This window comes from Anaerobacillus sp. ABR4_321 (genome assembly GCF_056158505.1).
On record NZ_JBSWTK010000001.1, the window covers coordinates 1,985,620 to 2,005,499 of the forward strand.

At 39.6% G+C, this 19,880-nt stretch carries 27 protein-coding genes; 22 read left to right on the plus strand and 5 right to left on the minus strand.

Annotated elements, in window-relative coordinates:
* The first annotated feature begins 9 nt into the window (after nucleotides 1-9).
* From ACXADT_RS10150 to ACXADT_RS10180, 7 genes are all read left to right on the plus strand, one after another.
* Nucleotides 10-294 carry a DUF1292 domain-containing protein gene (locus ACXADT_RS10150; RefSeq protein ID WP_270179393.1) on the plus strand — a complete coding sequence of 95 codons (285 nt, stop codon included), beginning with the start codon at nucleotides 10-12 and terminating at the stop codon, nucleotides 292-294.
* A 189-nt stretch (nucleotides 295-483) separates the two neighbouring features.
* Nucleotides 484-1,641 carry an endolytic transglycosylase MltG gene (gene mltG / locus ACXADT_RS10155; RefSeq protein ID WP_474834515.1) on the plus strand — a complete coding sequence of 386 codons (1,158 nt, stop codon included), beginning with the start codon at nucleotides 484-486 and terminating at the stop codon, nucleotides 1,639-1,641.
* Nucleotides 1,642-1,723: 82 nt separating this feature from the next.
* Nucleotides 1,724-2,365 (plus strand): O-methyltransferase, encoded by a 642-nt coding sequence (locus tag ACXADT_RS10160; protein ID WP_270179391.1) that lies wholly within the window; start codon nucleotides 1,724-1,726, stop codon nucleotides 2,363-2,365.
* 61 nt (nucleotides 2,366-2,426) lie between these two features.
* A complete protein-coding gene (gene udk / locus ACXADT_RS10165; RefSeq protein WP_224878548.1) occupies nucleotides 2,427-3,062 on the plus strand; it encodes a uridine kinase in 636 nt (211 codons plus the stop codon).
* Nucleotides 3,063-3,146: 84 nt separating this feature from the next.
* Entirely contained in the window at nucleotides 3,147-3,623 is a 477-nt protein-coding gene (gene greA, locus ACXADT_RS10170; protein WP_270179390.1) for a transcription elongation factor GreA, read from the plus strand.
* Between the two features lie 116 nt (nucleotides 3,624-3,739).
* A complete protein-coding gene (locus ACXADT_RS10175; protein WP_474834517.1) occupies nucleotides 3,740-5,455 on the plus strand; it encodes a peptidoglycan D,D-transpeptidase FtsI family protein in 1,716 nt (571 codons plus the stop codon).
* A 95-nt stretch (nucleotides 5,456-5,550) separates the two neighbouring features.
* The gene (locus ACXADT_RS10180; protein ID WP_474834519.1) at nucleotides 5,551-6,207 is read left to right on the plus strand and encodes a YrrS family protein; all 657 of its coding nucleotides are present in this window, start codon (nucleotides 5,551-5,553) and stop codon (nucleotides 6,205-6,207) included.
* Between the two features lie 47 nt (nucleotides 6,208-6,254).
* Here the strand turns inward: ACXADT_RS10180 and ACXADT_RS10185 are convergent, their stop codons facing one another.
* On the minus strand, nucleotides 6,255-6,461 hold the full coding sequence (locus ACXADT_RS10185; RefSeq protein ID WP_270179387.1) for a YrzA family protein: 207 nt from the start codon (nucleotides 6,459-6,461) through the stop codon (nucleotides 6,255-6,257).
* Between the two features lie 170 nt (nucleotides 6,462-6,631).
* Between ACXADT_RS10185 and ACXADT_RS10190 the strand changes: the two genes are divergently transcribed.
* The 6 genes from ACXADT_RS10190 (at nucleotide 6,632) to ACXADT_RS10215 (ending at nucleotide 10,858) form a co-directional block, all read left to right on the plus strand.
* A complete protein-coding gene (locus ACXADT_RS10190; RefSeq protein ID WP_270179386.1) occupies nucleotides 6,632-7,270 on the plus strand; it encodes a class I SAM-dependent DNA methyltransferase in 639 nt (212 codons plus the stop codon).
* A gap of 19 nt (nucleotides 7,271-7,289) precedes the next feature.
* Entirely contained in the window at nucleotides 7,290-7,994 is a 705-nt protein-coding gene (gene mtnN, locus ACXADT_RS10195) for a 5'-methylthioadenosine/S-adenosylhomocysteine nucleosidase (protein ID WP_474811007.1), read from the plus strand.
* Nucleotides 7,987-8,454: an S-ribosylhomocysteine lyase gene (locus ACXADT_RS10200; protein ID WP_474811009.1), complete on the plus strand. Its 468-nt coding sequence runs from the start codon at nucleotides 7,987-7,989 to the stop codon at nucleotides 8,452-8,454. The genes mtnN and ACXADT_RS10200 overlap by 8 nt, the downstream gene beginning before the upstream one ends.
* 12 nt (nucleotides 8,455-8,466) lie before the next feature.
* Nucleotides 8,467-9,390, plus strand: coding sequence for a PLP-dependent cysteine synthase family protein (locus tag ACXADT_RS10205; protein ID WP_474834522.1), 924 nt, complete (start codon nucleotides 8,467-8,469; stop codon nucleotides 9,388-9,390).
* A 2-nt stretch (nucleotides 9,391-9,392) separates the two neighbouring features.
* A complete protein-coding gene (locus tag ACXADT_RS10210) occupies nucleotides 9,393-10,526 on the plus strand; it encodes a bifunctional cystathionine gamma-lyase/homocysteine desulfhydrase (RefSeq protein WP_270179382.1) in 1,134 nt (377 codons plus the stop codon).
* Nucleotides 10,527-10,633: 107 nt separating this feature from the next.
* Nucleotides 10,634-10,858: a YrhC family protein gene (locus ACXADT_RS10215; protein WP_270179381.1), complete on the plus strand. Its 225-nt coding sequence runs from the start codon at nucleotides 10,634-10,636 to the stop codon at nucleotides 10,856-10,858.
* Between the two features lie 61 nt (nucleotides 10,859-10,919).
* Here ACXADT_RS10215 and ACXADT_RS10220 read toward each other — a convergent pair whose 3' ends face one another.
* Nucleotides 10,920-11,609, minus strand: coding sequence for an OmpA/MotB family protein (locus tag ACXADT_RS10220; RefSeq protein WP_270179380.1), 690 nt, complete (start codon nucleotides 11,607-11,609; stop codon nucleotides 10,920-10,922).
* Complete coding sequence (locus ACXADT_RS10225; RefSeq protein WP_270179379.1) at nucleotides 11,606-13,147, minus strand: hypothetical protein; 1,542 nt, start codon at nucleotides 13,145-13,147, stop codon at nucleotides 11,606-11,608. Before ACXADT_RS10225 ends, ACXADT_RS10220 begins: the two co-directional genes overlap by 4 nt.
* Nucleotides 13,148-13,631: 484 nt before the next feature.
* On the opposite strand from ACXADT_RS10225, the gene ACXADT_RS10230 reads away from it, so the two are divergent.
* From ACXADT_RS10230 to ACXADT_RS10270, 9 genes are all read left to right on the plus strand, one after another.
* Nucleotides 13,632-13,778: a hypothetical protein gene (locus tag ACXADT_RS10230; protein ID WP_474834524.1), complete on the plus strand. Its 147-nt coding sequence runs from the start codon at nucleotides 13,632-13,634 to the stop codon at nucleotides 13,776-13,778.
* A 28-nt stretch (nucleotides 13,779-13,806) separates the two neighbouring features.
* Nucleotides 13,807-13,953 (plus strand): hypothetical protein, encoded by a 147-nt coding sequence (locus ACXADT_RS10235; RefSeq protein WP_270179377.1) that lies wholly within the window; start codon nucleotides 13,807-13,809, stop codon nucleotides 13,951-13,953.
* A gap of 108 nt (nucleotides 13,954-14,061) precedes the next feature.
* Nucleotides 14,062-14,193 carry a YrzI family small protein gene (locus tag ACXADT_RS10240; RefSeq protein WP_474811014.1) on the plus strand — a complete coding sequence of 44 codons (132 nt, stop codon included), beginning with the start codon at nucleotides 14,062-14,064 and terminating at the stop codon, nucleotides 14,191-14,193.
* A 158-nt stretch (nucleotides 14,194-14,351) separates the two neighbouring features.
* Nucleotides 14,352-15,203: an ammonia-dependent NAD(+) synthetase gene (nadE, locus tag ACXADT_RS10245; protein WP_270179375.1), complete on the plus strand. Its 852-nt coding sequence runs from the start codon at nucleotides 14,352-14,354 to the stop codon at nucleotides 15,201-15,203.
* Between the two features lie 173 nt (nucleotides 15,204-15,376).
* Nucleotides 15,377-15,817, plus strand: a complete 441-nt coding sequence (locus ACXADT_RS10250) for a hypothetical protein (RefSeq protein ID WP_474834527.1) — start codon at nucleotides 15,377-15,379, stop codon at nucleotides 15,815-15,817.
* 94 nt (nucleotides 15,818-15,911) lie between these two features.
* A complete protein-coding gene (locus ACXADT_RS10255; RefSeq protein ID WP_474834529.1) occupies nucleotides 15,912-16,358 on the plus strand; it encodes a hypothetical protein in 447 nt (148 codons plus the stop codon).
* Between the two features lie 93 nt (nucleotides 16,359-16,451).
* Nucleotides 16,452-16,607, plus strand: a complete 156-nt coding sequence (locus ACXADT_RS10260; RefSeq protein WP_270179372.1) for a hypothetical protein — start codon at nucleotides 16,452-16,454, stop codon at nucleotides 16,605-16,607.
* Between the two features lie 124 nt (nucleotides 16,608-16,731).
* The gene (sigK, locus tag ACXADT_RS10265; RefSeq protein ID WP_270179371.1) at nucleotides 16,732-17,445 is read left to right on the plus strand and encodes an RNA polymerase sporulation sigma factor SigK; all 714 of its coding nucleotides are present in this window, start codon (nucleotides 16,732-16,734) and stop codon (nucleotides 17,443-17,445) included.
* A gap of 111 nt (nucleotides 17,446-17,556) precedes the next feature.
* Nucleotides 17,557-17,802: a WYL domain-containing protein gene (locus ACXADT_RS10270; protein ID WP_474811020.1), complete on the plus strand. Its 246-nt coding sequence runs from the start codon at nucleotides 17,557-17,559 to the stop codon at nucleotides 17,800-17,802.
* A gap of 40 nt (nucleotides 17,803-17,842) precedes the next feature.
* Here ACXADT_RS10270 and ACXADT_RS10275 read toward each other — a convergent pair whose 3' ends face one another.
* Together ACXADT_RS10275 and yfkAB are read right to left on the minus strand one after the other, a co-directional pair.
* Entirely contained in the window at nucleotides 17,843-18,589 is a 747-nt protein-coding gene (locus ACXADT_RS10275) for a GDSL-type esterase/lipase family protein (RefSeq protein WP_474835285.1), read from the minus strand.
* Between the two features lie 114 nt (nucleotides 18,590-18,703).
* Nucleotides 18,704-19,813, minus strand: coding sequence for a radical SAM/CxCxxxxC motif protein YfkAB (gene yfkAB, locus ACXADT_RS10280; RefSeq protein WP_474835283.1), 1,110 nt, complete (start codon nucleotides 19,811-19,813; stop codon nucleotides 18,704-18,706).
* Nucleotides 19,814-19,880 lie beyond the last annotated feature (67 nt).

Here is a 19,880-nt window from a genome sequence, read left to right on the forward strand (position 1 = left end):
GGTGAAAACATGGAGGAAAAAGAAAGAATTATCATTCCAGATGAAAACGGAGACGAGCATTTATTCCAGGTACTATTCACATTTGATGTGGAAGAGAACGGAAACTCTTACTTAACAGTCGTTCCAGCTGATCAAGCTGATAGCGAAGATGAAGTTGAAGTTTACGCGTTCCGTTATGAAGAAGAAGACAATGAAGATCGTGACTACAAACTATTCCCAATCGAGTCTGATAAAGAATGGGAAATGGTTGAAGAAATGTTGAACACGTTCTCTGAAGAAGAGGACAACGAGTAACATACCAAAGGCCGCCGATGAATGAATCGGCGGCCTTTTACATTATTGGGAAGTTTTTATAGCATAAATAGACAAAAGGCTACAAAGTGTAACGGTTACCTAGTATAATACAAATTGGAAATTTTTTTGAGGAGCGGTAGGGCGAGTCGATCTATAGTATAATGGGAACGAGTGAAGGGGGCAGAGGCGTTGTCAGATTATAAAGAACAATACAAAGAGAATTTATTAAAACGCCAAAATGAGAATAGAACTGTAAGAAAAGTTGTATTTATCATTTTGTTACTACTTACGATTACGATGGCAGCTGTTATTACAGGTGGTTATTTCTACATAAAGAATACGTTACAGCCAGTTGATCCCGATAGCGAAAAGCAAAAAGCTGTCTCGATTCCAATTGGATCATCAACTTCATCGATTGGTGAAATTCTTGAGGAAAAAGGGATCATCAAAGATGGAACAGCATTTCGCTATTATGTGAAATATAAGAACGAAAGCGGGTTTCAAGCTGGTGATTATGAGCTTTCCCCATCTATGACGATGGATGAGGTTATTTCAAAGCTAAAAAGTGGAAAAGTGATGAAAGAATCAGTTGCTAAAATCACTCTACCTGAAGGAATTTGGATTGAGGATATTGCCGCTCGTATCGGTAAAGAGCTCGATATGAAGCCTGAAGAGGTTATCAAAAAACTAGATGACGAAGAGTATTTAAAGGCCCTGATCAATGAATATTGGTTCCTGACTGATGAAATCTTAAATGAAGACATCAGACATCCGCTAGAAGGCTATTTATTCCCGGCTACCTATGATTTTGAAGAAGAACCAACTGTAGAACTTGCTGTTAAGAAGATGCTAGAGAAAACAGAAGCTGTGTTAGCATCCTATCGAAGCGATGTCGAAAGTGGCGAACTTTCAATTCATGAATTTATGACGATGGCATCACTGATAGAGGAAGAAGCATCAGCGAAAGCCGACAGAGAGAAGATTTCTGCTGTGTTTAGAAATCGTATGGAGCAAGGCATGCTACTCCAAACAGACCCTACCGTCATTTATGCTAGAGGAGAACAGTCCGGTGAAATCACACAGAGTGAACTTGATGCGAATTCGCCATATAATACGTATCAACAGAAAGGACTTCCAGTAGGTCCGATCGCAAATCCAGGTCAATCTTCGATTATTGCAGCAATTGAACCTGATCAGACTGATGATCTCTATTTCTACGCTCGCCCTAATGGGGAAACCATCTTTTCTGAGACGAATGCTGAGCACAATAAAGTTCGAGCGAAATATGACGAGGAATGGGATGAGTATTACAGAAAGAAAGAAGAAGAGGAAGCTAATTCAGAATAAGTTTCAGGGAATGGTAAGTACGACTACCATTCCCCTTTATTTTGTGATAAAATAGTTCGGGCTACATGAAGGAGGAACGTGGATGATATCCGATCATGTTGAACAATATTTGGAATCTTTACGACCAAAAAGGGCAGAATTGATAGAAGAGATGGAGCGATATGCACGAGATCATCACATTCCGATCATGGAACAGACGAGTCTTGCTGTTATGCTTCAGGTGATGTCTTTTCTAAACCCTGACCGCATTCTTGAAATTGGTACTGCGATAGGTTATTCTGCAATCCGTATGGCTGAAATGATGCCAGAGACGGAAATTGTAACGGTGGAGCGCGATGAAGCCCGCTATCATGAAGCAGTTTCCAACGTTGAAAAAGCAGGTTACGCTCATAGAATTAAGATTTTGTTTGGAGATGCGTTTGAGCTATCGCAAGAGTTAAAATCGCATGGGCCATATCAATCACTTTTCATAGATGCTGCAAAAGGACAGTACAAACGTTTCTTTGATGAGTTCTATGGTAGCTTGCAGCCTCAAGGAGTCATTTTCTCAGATAATATTCTGTTCAGAGGAATGGTCGCTGAAGAAGAAATTGAAGAAAAACGATTTCGTTCTATGGTTAAAAAGCTTCGTGAATATAACGAATTTCTAATGTCGCATCCATCTTTGGATACGACGATTTATCCAATCGGTGATGGATTAGCAGTAAGTAAGAAAAACTCATGATGAAGGAGAAACCGGCGTACGGCTGTACGAACGGTTTTTCTATAATAGAAAGGGAAGGATTATGGTTAATAGACCTGTTGTAATTGGTGTTGCCGGGGGTTCAGGTTCAGGCAAAACTACCGTAACGAGAGAAATTTTTAAGCAGTTTGCTGATCAATCGGTATTAGTAATCGAACAAGATTCTTATTATAAAGATCAAAGTGAGAAATCTATGGATGAACGACTTGATACCAACTATGATCACCCACTCGCTTTTGACAATGATTTACTTATTCAACATGTAAAGGAACTAATGTCTTATAATTCCATTGAAAAACCTGTCTATGACTATACAGTTCACACAAGATCTGATAAAATTATTCCTGTTGAACCAAAAGATGTCATTATTTTAGAAGGTATTTTGATTTTAGAAGATGAGCGTCTTAGAGACTTGATGGATATCAAGCTGTTCGTTGATACAGATGCAGATATCCGTATTTTAAGAAGAATGGTTCGAGATATAAGGGACCGAGGTCGTACCCTTGATTCGGTTGTTGAACAGTACACTTCTGTTGTACGACCGATGCATTTACAATTTATCGAGCCTACTAAACGCTATGCAGATATTATAATCCCAGAAGGTGGTCAGAATCGTGTCGCGATCGATCTTATGACGACCAAGATTCATACCATTTTAGAGGACAAAGCAATGCTATAACGAATTAATGAGGTAATAAATACCTCTTTTTTTCATACAGTTTATTACGACTGATTGCCCTTAATTGATGAAGGAGTGAACAAAATGGCAGACGACAAAAAGTATTATATGACCAAAGATGGTAAAGAAAAGCTCGAGCAAGAACTTGAGCATCTAAAGACAGAGAAAAGAAAAGAAGTAGTAGAGCGTATCAAAGTTGCTCGTAGTTTTGGAGATCTTTCTGAGAACTCTGAGTACGACGCAGCAAAAGATGAACAAGCATTCGTTGAAGCGCGAATCACTACTGTAGAAAATATGATTCGTAACGCTGAAATTATTGAGGAAGATCAAAGTGCTTCCAATGTTGTAACGATCGGTAAGCGAGTGAAATTCGCGGAAATTCCTGATGGAGATGAAGAGGAATATGTCATCGTAGGAAGTGCTGAAGCAGATCCGTTCGAAGGTAAGATCTCAAATGATTCTCCTATGGCTAAGAGCCTTCTTGGCCGTCAGATCGGTGAAAAGGTTAACGTACAAACACCAGGTGGAGAAATCCGCGTTGAAATTTTAGAAGTGAAATAAGGAACCTGAAAAGGACGGCCGACCGGTCGTCCTTTTCTTTTTGTTTCTGCTTAGTTCAAAGCTCCTTGGGTTTGAAATGCCTTAGAAGAGGCGAGACTCTTACTGAGGTGAAGTGTATGGGGGTTCGAAGAATAACGATTGTCGCAATTCTTTTCCTTTTATGTTTTGGATTACTTATAGGACGCTTAGTTCAGATTCAACTTATCGATACGAATTCTTTTTCAAATCATGAAGTTAATCTTGTAGAAGCAAGTATAAATCAACGTACGCAGTCGTTTATTTTAAGTGATGGGAGAGGGACTCTACTCGACCGTAATGGTGAGCCTATGAGAGGTTCAATTCCATCATTGATTCTTTTTCCTTTCTTAAGTGAAAGAGAATGGCCGATCGATCAAGTTTCCGAAATAATTGATGTTCCTCCAAGTGAACTAAACAAAGCTTTGCAAGGTAAAACACAGCCTTTCAGATTAGATAAAACACTCACGAAGAGTGAAATGGTGAGCATAAATGATCTTAGAATACCAGGGGTTTACGCAGTCTATCAACCAGAATCGAAGGATCGATTAGCTAGTCATTTAATCGGAAGTGTCCGGACGAATCCAGAATTAATAAAGTCTAAATACCCTGAAAAATGGAACGAAGGGTTAGTGAATCAGCATACAAGGCTCGGAATTTCTGGTTTGCAGTTAGCTTTTGATCCTTTTCTAATCTCTGAAGGGGAGTCCAAGCTCTTGTATCACGCAGACCGTAAAGGTAATCCATTGCTTGGCCTAGATGTAAAAATGTTTACAAATGCTGACTCTTTCTATCCTCTACAAGTGAAAACAACGGTAGATACAGATCTTCAACAGAAGGTAGAAAATGCTCTAGATCAAACAAAAATTACGAATGGGGGAGCTGTATTACTCGATATCAAGAATAGTAATGTCCTTAGCATGGCGAGTAGACCAAACTTTAACGAAGATGATCCTTTAGGGGATGGTGCTACAAACAAAATGGTGAAAGGCTTCTTCCCTGGATCCGTCTTTAAAACAGTCATTCTCGCTGCAGCCTATGAAAATGGTATTTCTAATGAAAGGACGTTCGACTGTGATCGAAATGTTTATCGAGATGGTCCTGAAAAACGAGAACTTGGCGTACTAGATCTCAAAAGTAGTTTCGCAGCTAGCTGCAATGCAACGTTTGCCATACTCGCTGAAGAATTACTTGATAAGGATCCTGACGTCATCGAGAAAACCGCTGAAAAACTCGGTATTTCAACATCTGTAGGATGGAACAATACGCTCTATCACTATGAGGATTTTCAGCAGTTTCCTGATGAATCAAAGCCCGTTTTCTTTGCGAATGAAAAGGATAAGCGCATCAGAAAGGCAATAGATCAAACGGCGATCGGACAGTTAAACGTAAAAGTAAGCCCTTTATCATTAGCAAACATGATGGCTACGATTGCGAGGGGCGGCGATGCAAAGCAGGTTAGAGCTGTTTCGGATATTCTCTATCAAAATAACACTACTTTTTTAAGCTTTCAGGAAAAGAAGCTTACCAGCAAAACCCTTTCATCTGACGTCGTTGATGATCTTCAAAATGCTTTAAGAGAAGTAGTTGTGAGCGGAACAGGAAGATCATTTCTCGCTGACCTTCCAGTAGAGGTTGCTGGTAAATCAGGTACTGCAGAACCAGGCGGAAATGCGGACTATGATTATCAATGGTTTGTTGGTTATTTCCCATATGATGAACCACGGTACGCATTAGCAGTCGTAGATTTCGAAAGAAAAGATAAGGAGTACAAGGCATATGAAGCGTTTGGAAAGATTGTAAACACCTTATACTAGAAAATTTTTGGTTATAGAAGGAAAAGTCAAGCCTTAAACGAATCCTCTAGAGATGGTAGAATATGAGCAACAGTTAAATAGAGGAGTGGATGAACGTGAAATCACGATATAATGCTCGTCATTCAAAAAGAAAACAAAATATCATTTTAAACAGTCTTATTGGAATAGTAGGAGTAGTCATCCTTATTCTTATTGTAAATATCTTTTTTAATGGCGATAATACCGAACCAACTGCTGGGGAGGAAACAGCCTCTACTGAAGCAACTCAATCCGAATCTAACAATAGCAACACGGAAGATGCAGTTACTTCTGATGAGGCAAGCGATTCAGCAACAGATGAAGAAACTAACGATGACGCTAGTAATGAAGAAACTAAGAACGAAGAAGAGTCTCAAGATGACAAAGAACAAAATGACGAAAACGCTTCTGAAGAAGAGGAAGCTTCTAACGAGTCCGGTGAGGTCAATCTAGAAGGACCATGGCAACCTGTAGGAACATCTCAAGACAGTAGTAATCACGTATCAAGCTATGACAAAGGTAGCGTTGACTGGAACGAAAAGCTAGATGCTGTTGAGACAGTAGTCGGCTATCCTAAGGAAGAAATGGTCGTCATTTGGATGGAGAACAACGGGAGTCCACAAAAATCTAAAGCCACCGTGACAAAAAAAGGCGGCGATGGGACGCAGTATGTCGTTGAACTAGAATGGGTCGATGAAAAAGGCTGGAAACCTGTCAGCGCTAAAGTAAAATGAATATGAAGAAAGGGAGCAGATCTCATGATTGAGGTCCGCTCCCTTTTTTATTTTGCTTTAAAATGTACTACGGCTGAATAATAGGGTCTGCCTGTTTTTTCGTTTGTTAACACCTGGTGCTGAACATGGTGAACGTGTAGCATCAAAGCCCGGTTGTTATCGATTTGAACTTGGATTTTCTTCTCGAGATCTTCAAGGGAAAACGACTCGAAAAATTCCACTTTGTCATCAATTCGTTCAAGAGAAAATTCCATCTTTGTCTCTCCTTTTCTTAATCCATCCTTCGCAATTTATAATTTTACACCTTAAGAAGAAAACTGACAAATTGATATGTAAAAAGGTTTGTGTTAAATTAGAACCATAAAAGCATATTATTCATACCTTAATACTATGAATTAAATTATGAAAGCGATGTGAAGATATAATGGGGAGAGAATTCATTGATTTGTTTGAGCGGTGGGCTGACTCTTATGATACGACGGTATCAGGTCAGGACGAAGAGTATCGTGATGTATTCAAAGGATACACTCAAATACTCGCTTCTGTAGCTCACGCATCTGTGGGTAATGTGCTTGAGTTTGGGGTAGGAACAGGTAATCTCACTGCTATTCTATTGGATAAAGGGTTAAGTGTGACTGGTGTGGAGCCGTCCAAAGCGATGAGAGACAAAGCTAAGGAAAGGTTCCCGAAGTTAACGCTTTTAGATGGGGATTTTCTAGATTATCCAGAGCTTGAACATTCGGTTCAAACGATTGTGAGTACGTACGCGTTCCATCATTTGACCGACACTGAAAAGGAAGAAGCTATTCACAAATATAGCCAACTACTGAGTGAGAATGATAAAATTGTATTTGCAGACACGGCATTCCAAAATGAGGATGCTAGGACAAAAATGCATGAAAAAGTAAAGTCACAGGGGTATTTGAATTTACTTCAAGACTTACAGACGGAATATTATACGACTATTCCGGTGCTAGAAGAATTATTTAAGAAAAATGGATTTGAGGTAGCTTTTACTCAGTTGAACGATTTTGTTTGGCTGATAGAAGCGGTCAAAAAATGAAACTGTAAAGGAGTACGTCATGAAGATCGGTATTATTGGAGCTATGGAAGAGGAAGTTAGAATTTTACGAGATCGCCTTGAGAACAGGAAGGAACATACCATTGCAAAATCTGAATTCACAACTGGTGAAATCGATGGGCAAGAAGTTGTTCTCTTAAAATCAGGAATCGGTAAAGTGAACGCAGCTATCGGTACAACGTTATTGAACCAGCTATTCGAACCAGATTACATCATAAACACAGGGTCAGCTGGGGGCTTTAATCCTGATTTAAAGGTTGGCGATATCGTAATTTCAAGTGAAGTTCGCTACCATGATGTGGATGCGACCATATTTGGCTATGAATATGGGCAAGTTCCGCAAATGCCGGCTCTTTATGAACCAGAAAAAATGCTTGTTGAAGCAGCAGAGAGAAGCGCAGAAAAAGTCACAGAGCATCAAGTCGTGAAAGGATTAATCGCAACCGGCGATTCCTTCATGAACGATGCAGTAAGAGTTGATTACGTAAGATCACGTCTTAAGAATCTCGATGCAGCTGAGATGGAGGCGGGTGCAATCGCTCAAGTGTGCTATCAGTTTAACACGCCATTCGTTGTGATCCGTTCTCTCTCAGACATCGCTGGAAAAGAATCGAATATTTCCTTCGAACAGTTCCTTGAGACAGCATCGATTAACTCAGCTAACTTGGTATTAAATCTTGTAGAGGAGTTGAAGAATATTGGCTAACAAAATGAACGTAGAAAGTTTCAACCTTGATCATACGAAAGTGGCAGCACCATATGTGAGACTAGTAGGCGTCACAAAAGGTCCTAAAGGTGATGAGATCTATAAATACGATATTCGATTCAAACAACCGAATAAAGCTCACATGGAGATGGCGGGTCTTCACTCAATCGAGCACTTGATGGCAGAAAACATTCGTAATCACTTAGATAATGTTGTTGATATAGGACCGATGGGATGCCAAACAGGCTTCTACCTTGCTGTTCTAAATCACTCTGACTATGATGAGATTCTTAGTGTACTTGAAAAAACGTTGAATGACGTTTTAGCAGCGGAAGAAGTCCCAGCTTGTAATGAGGTACAGTGTGGATGGGCTGCAAACCATAGCCTTGAAGGTGCTAAAGAAATTGCAAACGAAATGCTTTCACATCGTGATGAATGGCATGTCGTTTTCGCAGAATAGTGAGACTTTTTGATGGATATTTATAATAATGTTCATGAGCTCATAGGCCGTACCCCGGTCATCGAGCTCCATCATTTTGATATTCCAAAAGGTGTTCGATTATTTGCAAAGCTAGAGTTCTATAATCCAGGAGGAAGCATTAAAGACCGCCTCGGACAGGAACTCTTACAAGATGCAGTTGAAAACAATAGAATTCAGCCAGGTGGAACATTTATTGAACCTACAGCTGGAAACACAGGAATCGGACTTGCGCTAGCAGCTGTGAACAGAGGGTATACAGTGATGTTCGTCGTACCTAAAAAGTTTAGTATCGAGAAACAAGATTTAATGAGTGCTCTTGGTGCTCAGATCGTTCATACACCGACTGAGTTAGGGATGAAGGGGGCAATTGCAAAGGCGAAAGAGTTGCATGAAGAAATACCAAACTCATATATGCCGCAGCAGTTCGGCAACCCTGCTAATCCTGAAACGTATTACAAAACCCTTGGTCCTGAACTTTGGAAACAGCTTGACTGTGAGCTTGACGTATTTGTAGCGGGAGCAGGAACCGGCGGTACATTCATGGGTACGGCCCGCTATTTAAAAGAAAAAAATCCACACGTCAAGACTGTGATCGTAGAACCTGAAGGATCGATTCTTAATGGCGGAGAATCAGGGCCTCATAAAACAGAGGGGATCGGAATGGAATTTCTTCCTGCATATATGGATGATTCCTACTTTGATAGCATTCATACAATTACAGACGAAGTTGCATTTCGACGAGTTAAAGAACTTGCAGAGAAAGAAGGATTGCTCGTAGGTAGCTCTTCTGGAGCAGCTCTAGAAGCAGCCCTTATCGAGGCGAGTAAAGCAGAACCTGGAACAAACATTGCAACAATTTTTCCGGATAGTAGTGAACGATACTTAAGTAAAAAGATTTACCAGGGAGGCATTTAGGTATGAAGCCGAAAACGAAACTAATACATGGTGGGATTACAGGTGATCCCCAAACTGGTGCAGTGTCTGTACCAATTTATCAAGTAAGTACGTATAAGCAAGAAGCCGTTGGTAAATTCAATGGCTACGAGTATTCTCGTACAGGAAACCCAACTCGTCACGCTCTAGAAGAGCTCATCAAAGACCTTGAGAACGGTCATGCTGGCTTTGCATTCGGCTCAGGTATGGCGGCTATTACATCAGTCATGATGCTGTTTAACTCAGGCGATCATGTTGTAATGACAGACGATGTTTACGGTGGAACATACCGTGTGATGACGAAAGTATTAAATCGTCTAGGCATCGACTCCACGTTTGTAGATACAACAGATCTTTCTGCTGTTGAAGAGGCGATCAAACCAAACACGAAAGCCGTTTTCATTGAAACTCCTACGAATCCGTTGTTGAAAGTAACAGATATTCGTAAAGTGTCAAATAAGGCTAAGGAACACAATCTCCTTACGATTGTAGATAATACGTTTAATACACCATACTGGCAGAATCCAATCGACCATGGTGCTGACATTGTGCTTCATTCTGCTACTAAGTATTTAGGTGGACACAGCGACGTCGTTGCTGGATTGGTCGTTGTAAATTCACAAAGCCTCGCTGAAGAGCTCCACTTTGTTCAAAACTCTGCGGGTGGAATTCTTGGACCTCAAGATTCATGGTTATTGATCAGAGGTTTGAAAACACTTGGCGTACGGATGGAAGAGCACGAGAAAAATACTGCGAAGATCGTTCAATTCCTTAGCGAGCATCCAGATGTAGAGAAAATCTACTACCCAGGATTGAGCACACACCCTGGAAACAACATTGCTGTTAACCAATCAAGAGGTTTCGGTGGTATGGTTTCCTTTGACATTGGAAGTGCGGAAAAAGCTGATGAACTTCTTAGTAAAGTAAAGTACTTTACGCTCGCAGAAAGTTTAGGTGCTGTCGAAAGTTTAATATCAGTTCCAGCGCGAATGACGCATGCATCCATTCCTAAAGACCGTCGTGATGAACTAGGCATTACAGAAGGACTCGTCCGTATTTCTGTAGGTCTTGAAGATGCAGAAGACTTGATTGAAGATCTTAAGAATGCACTAAGTTAACGTTGAAATCCCCTTAACTAAGGGGATTTCCTTTTATTTGGAAATAGTTACATACCTCGTAGTGCACACTTCTATGCTAGACTAATAGTGTGAGAGGTGATCGCATCATGAAAGAACTTCAAAATAAGATGACAGACTACAAACGTTATGCATTTATTTTATTGAGTTTAAGTGTGTTTCTGTATATCGGTTCTTTTCTTCCTATGGAAGGGAAAACAGATGAAAAAGTCTTGATCTTGACTGGTGGAGGATTTCTACTAGTAGGTATCGCGCTGTTTTTCTATTCGCGTGCGATTGCCATACAGAAAAAAATAAACGATCTAGATACTTGAAACGAAACGTCAAAAAGGCCAAGTTTATTTAAACTGGCCTTTTTTTATTTCTTATATTCTATTAATAGGTCATGATATCTTTTAAGCGCCCTTGCCATTTCTCGTCATCAAGAATGATTTGAAAGGATATTCGCCTGTTCTTTTGAAATGCATCAGCTGTTGTTCCTTCTACGATCGGTTTAAATTCAGAATAGCCAGTTGCACCTAGATATTTTGCATAATCCGTCCTCGCAAGCTTCGGATTAGCCTTCATGAGCTCTTTCACGACTGCAACCGATCGATCTGCTGATAGCGTCCAATTATCATAAGGAACTTTATCCGTATGACCTTCGATTAAGATGATGTACAGGTACTGACTGATGTCTTCCTCTTCTATTAAACTTGCGAAAACATCTGCGAGTTCGTTTAATACTACTTTACCTTCTGGACTAACTTCTGCACTCCCCGTATCAAAAAGAATGTCCCCTTCAACGGAAATCGTATTGTTAGGGCCCCTTACGATCTTATCTTTCCCAACGTTCTCTTCTAACTGCTGCTCAATAAGGTCGCTGATATGCTTTTTAACGTCAGCTACTTTCGCAAGTTCCTGCTTCATAACGGTTTGGTCATAAGCATCATAAATCATTTGAACGAACGCTATGATCGCAACGAATAGCATGACAAGCACAATCATCGCCATCATATCAGCGAAACTGGGCCAATAATGCTCTTCTCCGTTTTCAGATTGAAACCGCCTCTTTCTACCTTTCATCGGTTATCACCGATCATTCGAGAGTGAATTTGTTGTTGAGCTGCTGATTGCCTTCGAAGTTGATCTTCATAGGCCCGAAGCTGGAGCTGATACGATTCAGATAGGTGATGTTGAATATCTTTTAATTCTCTTGCAAGTCCTTGGTAGAGAGAATCCATACTGTTTGAAAGAGATCTTAGTTCATGTTGTAGCGGCTGATCTTTTTGATCTCTCTCCATCTTATACATAATCGGTTCGAGCGCTTCACGCTTTATTTTATCGATTGCAGTATACCAAGCTTTTTCAAGCTGGGAGACAGATTCCGCAAAATCTTGAGATGCTCTGCCATACTGGTTTTGTTTTTCTTGATAGCGATAATACCACTCGTCTTGTGCCTGGTGGACCCTTCGCTCTAAATCTTCCTGTGAAGATTGGTAACGTTGCATCTGTTCATCTAATCCACGTAAAAAATGTTGTCCAGTTTCTTCAGATTTTTTCTGCGTTTCTTTTATTAAATGATCAGATCGCTGAACGAGCTGTTCAAACTTTCTCTGACCGTTTTCATGATGTCTTGAAAGAGATTGAAGCTGAGAGTCTAGCGTTTTCAGCTGACTAGATAATTCTAAAATCCCCTTGTTTGCTTTTTCCTGTACACCATCTAGTTGGGTGAATGACCCTTGTAATTTATCAGAAAACGATTCTAAAGTAGATGTACTTTCTGCAAATTGATCTGTGTATTTTCGCTGTGAGGTAAGGATAGCATGAACATCCTGCATCGCTTTTTCTAATCCAGCTGTAAAGTGAATCATGCTAGAGGAGAAGTCTCCTAGCGTTTCTTGGAAACTATCCTCAATTCGCCCTGCAAGCCTATCTAGGATACGTTCCATTTCATCATGAGGCTTTTCCTTGCTTAAGCTAGCATGTAAGTTATGGTCGAGGAGAGCTTCACAGTCTGAAATAATTTTATCAAGGTAATAAGCAGTCGTTCTTCCACCAGTAAGAACGCCATTTTGAATCAGGGTAAGAAACAGCGCATTCCCAATTCCTGCGATACTCGTTACAAAAGCTACGCTCATACCTTGGAACGGACTTGAAATCGCAGCGATAACAGATGCGAGGTCTAAGTTCGCATCTTCAGGTTTCTGTGATAAGAAGAGAAGTGTTTCTTGCATGGAAGCGATCGCGATCGTTAATCCAATAAATGTTCCTAGAATTCCAATGATAATAGAAGTTGGGGGCAGCTGCTGCATGAATCTCATCATTCCACCTGCAGGTACTCTGACTAAGCCAAAAATTGCAACAGATTCCTTGTAAAAATGCTTTTCAATTAAAGCCTGTGTATTGATGGGGGATATTCCTGCAAGGTGGTATGCTTTATACTCTTCGATCACCTTTTGAATCCACGGTGCTGCATACGTATTCGAATCGATCTGCATCTCAGAATTTTCAATATCTCGTAACCATTTTTTCATCTGAATGGCGATTTGAACGGTTGCTGTCACGCCAAGAACAGCCAAGAAACCGATAATAGCGAGGACAACAGTTGTCACGTTAAGCATGTACTCACCTCCGCTTTGTATAAGTGTATGTCCGTGTTAATAGAACTTTCATGGTTTCTTCTTTCAGATTCATTGTCGAAAATAAGTATATATTGTCGTAAAATAATATTTTTGCGAAATAATCAGGTAATTTAGTAAAAAAGGTTTACAAAACCATAAGACATCGATATACTAACCCTTGAAATCATTACAAAAAAAGGAGGTCGAACAAAATGATGGAAATGACAAAAGCAATCGCAGGAACTAAATATGCATCTTTCAAAAAAGTTCGACCGGCGCCTATCAAGTAGGCATCCTTTTTATGAATTGGATATAAAGCCGCAGGTCGATCTCCTGTGGTATGAGTATATGTGCCGCAGGTAAAAGCCTGCGGCCTTTTTGTGTCCAAAATTTGAGAGGAGGAAAAGCGATGATGAAGTGTTTAGCAGCAAAGAAAAGGAAAAAGTGGGTCCCCTGAATTTTTATGTGAAAGGAGGTCGTTAGCATGGTACCATTCCATTTATTGATCATTACTAGAGTAAAGAATTTCATTGAACCAAGTCTCAGTTCAGAACTTCATAAGCGTGAAATTCAACGCCAAGTAACTGAAAATGAGATGAAAGCAAGTCGAACTGGTTCAATATGGCTGTAATTAAAAAACACATTAAGGAGAAATGATCATGTTAACGATAAATTTATTGTTTATAAAAGTTGGAATTACAATTCAAGAGAAAACGATCCAAGAAGAGATTCATTATCAACAACTAAAAGAAGACAGAAATAATCGTGAAACCCATGTCTTGGGAAAGCAGCCATGGCTATTCTAATACGTTGAGAAAGGACTGAATGTTTGTGGTGAATGGTTTAGGACAGACAATTTTAAAATGGATGGCAGTAGAGAAAGGCTTAACCTAACAGTTCGAGGAGGATTTATCATGACCTTACAATTATTATTCATAACCGTTACGATAACAAAGAATCATAGAACATTAAGTCAAGAGTTAGATGAGAGAAGAAAGCGTGAACTCATCGAGAGTATTGAATATAAGAAGAGTTTTTACATCTAAACACTGGTCAAAAGGCAGAACGGTTCAGTTCTGCCTTTTTGAGTATATTAAGGAATATAGAGCAACTTCGTTTTGAAAATAAGGTTGTGGGTATTGATAACAATAAGACATTGTATAAGAATAGTATTACTGGATGAAAAACATGATCTTTTTCGCCAATGAATTTATCAACATTAGGAGTGAGGAACTTGAGAGAACTTCAGAAACAGATTGTAGATGAATTAGGTGTACAGCCTTCCATCGATGTTAAAGAAGAAATGGAAAAACGAATTACCTTTTTGAAAGATTACGTTAAGAAAAGTGGTACGACAGGTTTTGTTCTTGGTATATCCGGGGGACAAGATTCGTCACTAGCGGGGCGTCTCGCACAAATGGCCGTTGAACAGTTGAGAGAAGAGGGGACAGACGCATCCTTCATCGCAGTTCGTCTCCCGTATGGTGAGCAGAAAGATGAAGACGATGCACAAGCGGCTCTTAAGTTTATACAGCCTGATCAAACGGTGACGATCAATATCAAACCTGCTGTCGATGCTTCAGTATCCGCTTATCTTGAAGCTACTAGAAATGAGCTAACTGATTTTACAAAGGGTAATAACAAGGCCCGTGAACGGATGATTTCTCAGTATAACATCGCAGGTGATGAAAACAAGCTGGTCATTGGAACGGATCATGCAGCTGAAGCAGTTACTGGCTTTTATACGAAGTTTGGGGATGGTGCTTGCGATATCGCGCCACTGTTTGGTCTTAACAAACGACAAGGACGAGCCATTCTTGAACATCTTGGAATGCCAGAGCACCTCGTCGATAAAGTACCAACGGCAGATTTAGAAGATGATCGTCCCGCTCTTCCTGATGAAGAGGCCCTAGGAATTAGCTATAACCATATCGATGAATACTTAGAAGGAAAAGAGATTCCGGAGGATGCTGCGAAAACGTTAGAAAGCCATTACTTAAAAACGAAACATAAGCGAAATTTACCTCCAACCATTTTTGATAACTGGTGGAAGTAATCAGTAAAGATGACCCGAATAGGGTCTCTTTTTTTTGTGTAATTTAAATTGGGGGCATAAAGCTTAATTTGATTGGAAAGCATGTTCATAAAAATCTTTCTGCTACATAGGTTTCAAATAAGGTTGACCACATTAGTGCTTGAGCGCAAAGATTATATAAAGGGGCAATGAAATTGGCTCATTCAAAAGAGTACTATAACAATCTTGTAAAGAGTATTCTACAGATGCTTTCTTTAACAACTACCGTTACGATTGAAGAACATTTCCCAGGGAACAGAAATATAGGTGGTAAGTTTTCGTTGAAATCAGGAGCGATCACGCTATACCTTGAAGAAATCAAACTTCAATGTATTCGTGTGCTAGGAACGGATGAGAGGATGGTCGATTATTTTAAAATTATCTTGGCTCATGAAATCGGTCATTCGGAAGATAAAGACTTAGAACAACTCGCCAAACGTAAGCAAGTAGCCAAAAGTAATTATGAAAAGCACCAGTTAGCGATAAAAATTGAAGACAATGCATGGAACTTTGCGAAAAAGGTGTTTCCAGAGCTTTTACCTCTTATAGAGATAATCATGGATCACTCCATGTTAATCTACAAGAAATCCAGTTAATTTGACAGAAAATTCTGTGTACAAAGCGTTGAGAAGCTGATAAAATAAAACAACATACCGTTGCCATAGCCTAGTGCGTAAAGGTGTGAAGGGCATGAAAGTAATCAAGACATACTACCCTAGAGTTAAGACAATCGAAGTGTTTATGTTCCTTGTTTATGTGATCGTTGTTTTATTTGGCACTGCACTCCTGTGGGTCAAAGGTGATTTAACTGTTGAAAGATGGCAAACGTTTATCATGATTGGATTTATTTATATCGCATTCTGTGTATTGTTGAGCGTCTGTATCCGTACGCAGCGAATTGAACTGACAGAGAACGGAATGCACCACAAATTATTCGGTTTAAATCGAAGGGTCGTCGCCTTTTCTTCTGTGAAAAGAGTGACGTTTGGAAAAGTGAATGGCTCACTTGTCATAGCAATCGAGAAACATTTTGATAGGAAAACCACTTACGTCCCGTATATTCCATTTGAACAAGATTGGGATGAAATCGTCTCTTATATCAAACAGAAGAATAAGAAAGCGATCATTGCTATGTAAACGTCCATATGGGCGTTTTTTGTTATAATCTCGACATTCGGTAACATGTTCTTACCTTAAAGAATAGACTGCCATAAGCGAGGTGGGGCACTGGTGGAATGGTTTGAGATTGTTGGTGTTGCTTCTGTTGTGACAGGTTTAACGTTTATTCGTTTAAAATATGGTCGTAATTCAAGGCATTACCGCTATTTAAGGGAAGAGTATATGTCGGAAAAATGGTCAAGAGAAAGAAAAGCTCATCGAGATTAGTGAAAGTATGCTAATCCGGTGAGCTTTTTACTTTTTAAGGAATTGAAAATGGACAGACACAGCAGCCTCGACCTATACATAAGCTTAAGATAAGGTGTAAGCCCACCATATGGGAGGTGAGTATGTGTCGTTACTGGCAGCACTTGCTTACTTGTGTAAGGAAGTCCTTTTCTTCGTCTCATTTGTTAAAAACAACGCTTTCCCACAACCCTTGTCAAAAAAGGATGAAAGAAAGTATTTAGAATTAATGGCCCAAGGAGATGAAGATGCTAGAAATCGATTGATCGAGCACAATTTACGTCTTGTAGCCCATATTGTAAAAAAGTTCGAGAATACCGGAGAAGATCCGGAAGATCTCATCTCCATCGGAACAATCGGTTTGATCAAAGCAATCGAGAGTTATTCGACCGATAAAGGAACGAAGCTTGCTACCTATGCAGCTAGATGTATTGAGAATGAAATCCTAATGCATCTACGCGCTCTTAAGAAAACAAAAAAAGATGTCTCCCTTCATGATCCGATTGGTCAGGATAAAGAAGGAAATGAAATTTCGTTAATCGATGTTTTAAAGGCAGAAACAGAAGATATCGTTGACCTCATACAGCTAAATATGGAAAAACAAAAAATATATGATTACATTCATATATTGGATGAAAGAGAGAAAGAAGTAATCGTAGGTAGGTTTGGTTTAAATCTAGAAAAAGAGTTGACCCAAAGAGAGATCGCAAAGAAGTTAGGGATATCAAGAAGCTATGTATCTAGAATAGAAAAGCGTGCGTTGATGAAACTGTTTCATGAATTTTATCGCAACCGAAAAGAAAAAGGAAACGGTGCATAGCCTGCCATTTGGCAGGTTTTTTTATGAAGTAAAAATTGGAAAGTGAAAACTGTTGATAAGAACAAGTGTTCTGAATATAATATGAACATAGGAAAAGAAGGGGGAAGTGTCATGTTCAAGGTATTACAGAACTGTCTTCAACGTCACCTCTCAGTCGACATGATCTATATGACTTCAGAACAAATGATCACAAAGCGCACGGTTACACTATATAAACTATCCCAAAATGAAATTAAAGGGTACTGTCACTTAAGGCGAAGCATTCGCACTTTCAAAGTGGATCGCGTTCTAGCTGTATATCCAACTATGGCACGGATCACAAAAAAGTACGGCATACAAAAGACAAGTCTCAGGTAAAGTACCTGAGACTTGTCAAATCATACTAACTCGTTTACTTTTACTCGACTGCTTTCTCATTCGTATTGTATGTGCTCAATACTTTCCTCGTCCAAACCTTATAACCCTCACCGTTAAGGTGTAATCCATCAAAGGTGTACTCTTTGTTTAGTTGACCATACTTTAGAAAATCAGGGTGTAAGTCTAGATAGTGATAGTCATACAAACGTGTAAGGTTCTTTATTTGCTCGTTCAACGTCGTTATATCTTTGTTTCGAACGTTGTGCTTCGTTAGGTTCCTATTGATAGGAAGAATACTTTGCACGTATACAGTAGTGTTTGGAGATTGTTTTTTTAATAGATCTAGAATGTATTTATAATTGGCTTCAATTTTTTCTATCGATTGCCCAGCGATCATATCATTGATTCCGATCATGATATACAAACGTTCAGGGTTAGCTTTTGTGATCTCATCGATTCGGTTGATCACTCCTGTCGTCGTATCACCTGCTATGCCTCTGTTTAATACCTGATGGTCACTTAGCGCCTCCCCCCATTCATAATAATCCGTCAGGCTATCTCCTAGAAAAATCGTTTCACTTTCTTCATGCTTATACGAATCATAGATGCTTTTCTTCGTTTGATAATATTTTGTGTAATAAGTAATATTTTTCTTTTTAGATTCAGAATCATTTTCAGGCATCTCATTCGCATTCGTACGAATGAAATTTGATTGATTCTCAGCAATCAAAAGCAGAAGAGCTAATGCACAAGTAATAAATGTAAGGATGAATAATCTTTTCTTCAATATAATCACGCTCCTATAGAGTACGATAGCCATTATACCCTTTCTTCATCCAACTGAAAGGAAAAAGAAGACTTTTTTTATGAAAATAGTAAAAAAACCCCCCTGGATAGGGGGTTATAATGCAATGTGTGACTCTCTTGTTAGAAAGTCGACGTCTTTGTAATAGGAATCTTTCACGAGTAGGTTAGGACCGAGACACTTTACTGCAGGGCAATGACAGCTAACGGACTTAGCAATCTTACTATCTTGCCATTTCTGATAAGCATCATTTAAGTTTGTATGTTTAATATTCCCTAAAGGAGGCGTGTCTCCAAAGTCTGTTACGATTATATCTCCATCGAATATATTCATGTTAAGGCGTGACCGACCATCAGGATCATTTCGGACCGTAACATTAGGTTCAGCGTATAAGCGCTCCAAAAGCTTTAAATCCTCTGGATTCGAACTACATGGATAAAATGGCAGTGTACCGAACAATAACCATACATTTGGATCTCTATGGTCCAGTAGTCTGTGAATGCCTTCTCGAATTTCTTCTAAGGAGGCAATATCAAGGTCTGAAGCGAAATCTGATGGGTACATAGGATGAACCTCATGCCTTTGACAACCCATATCAGCAATTTGCTTGTGAATCGCTTCAATATTAGGTAAGGTTCTACGATTGATCATCGTTTCAGCAGAAACCAACACGCCATTTGACGTTAAATCTTTGGCGTTCTCAACCATCCGATGAAAATACGCTTCACGTTGTGCTATGGTCGGCTTCTTATCCATAACTGCAAAGCCTATGTCTGTAAAATCATCTATGCTTCCATAGTTATGAGAGATATGTAAGACATCAAGATACGGTAAAATTTTATCATATCGTTTACGATCTAGCGTTAAGTTTGAGTTGATTTGCGTCTTCGCTCCTCTGTCATGTGCATACTTCAGAAGAGGGACCACATAATTATTTACGGACTTCATCGATAGCATAGGTTCTCCACCGGTAATACTTAGCGCCCGAAGTTGTTCCACTTCATCCAAACGATCTGTTAAGAGCTGTAGTGGGAGTGGATCTGGATCTTTCGGTTGCAATGTATAACCCACTGCACAATGTTCACACCTCATATTGCAAAGTGTGGTTGTTGTTAATTCAATGTTAGAAAGGACCTGCGTCCCGTGTTCTTCTACGTCCATATAAGCTTCCCACGGGTCATTTGTGGGGGTTATGGTTGTTCTCATTGGATTCGACCCCTTTTTTCATTAAATTGCTGTTTCCTTCATTGTAGAACAATATGCAATATAAAAA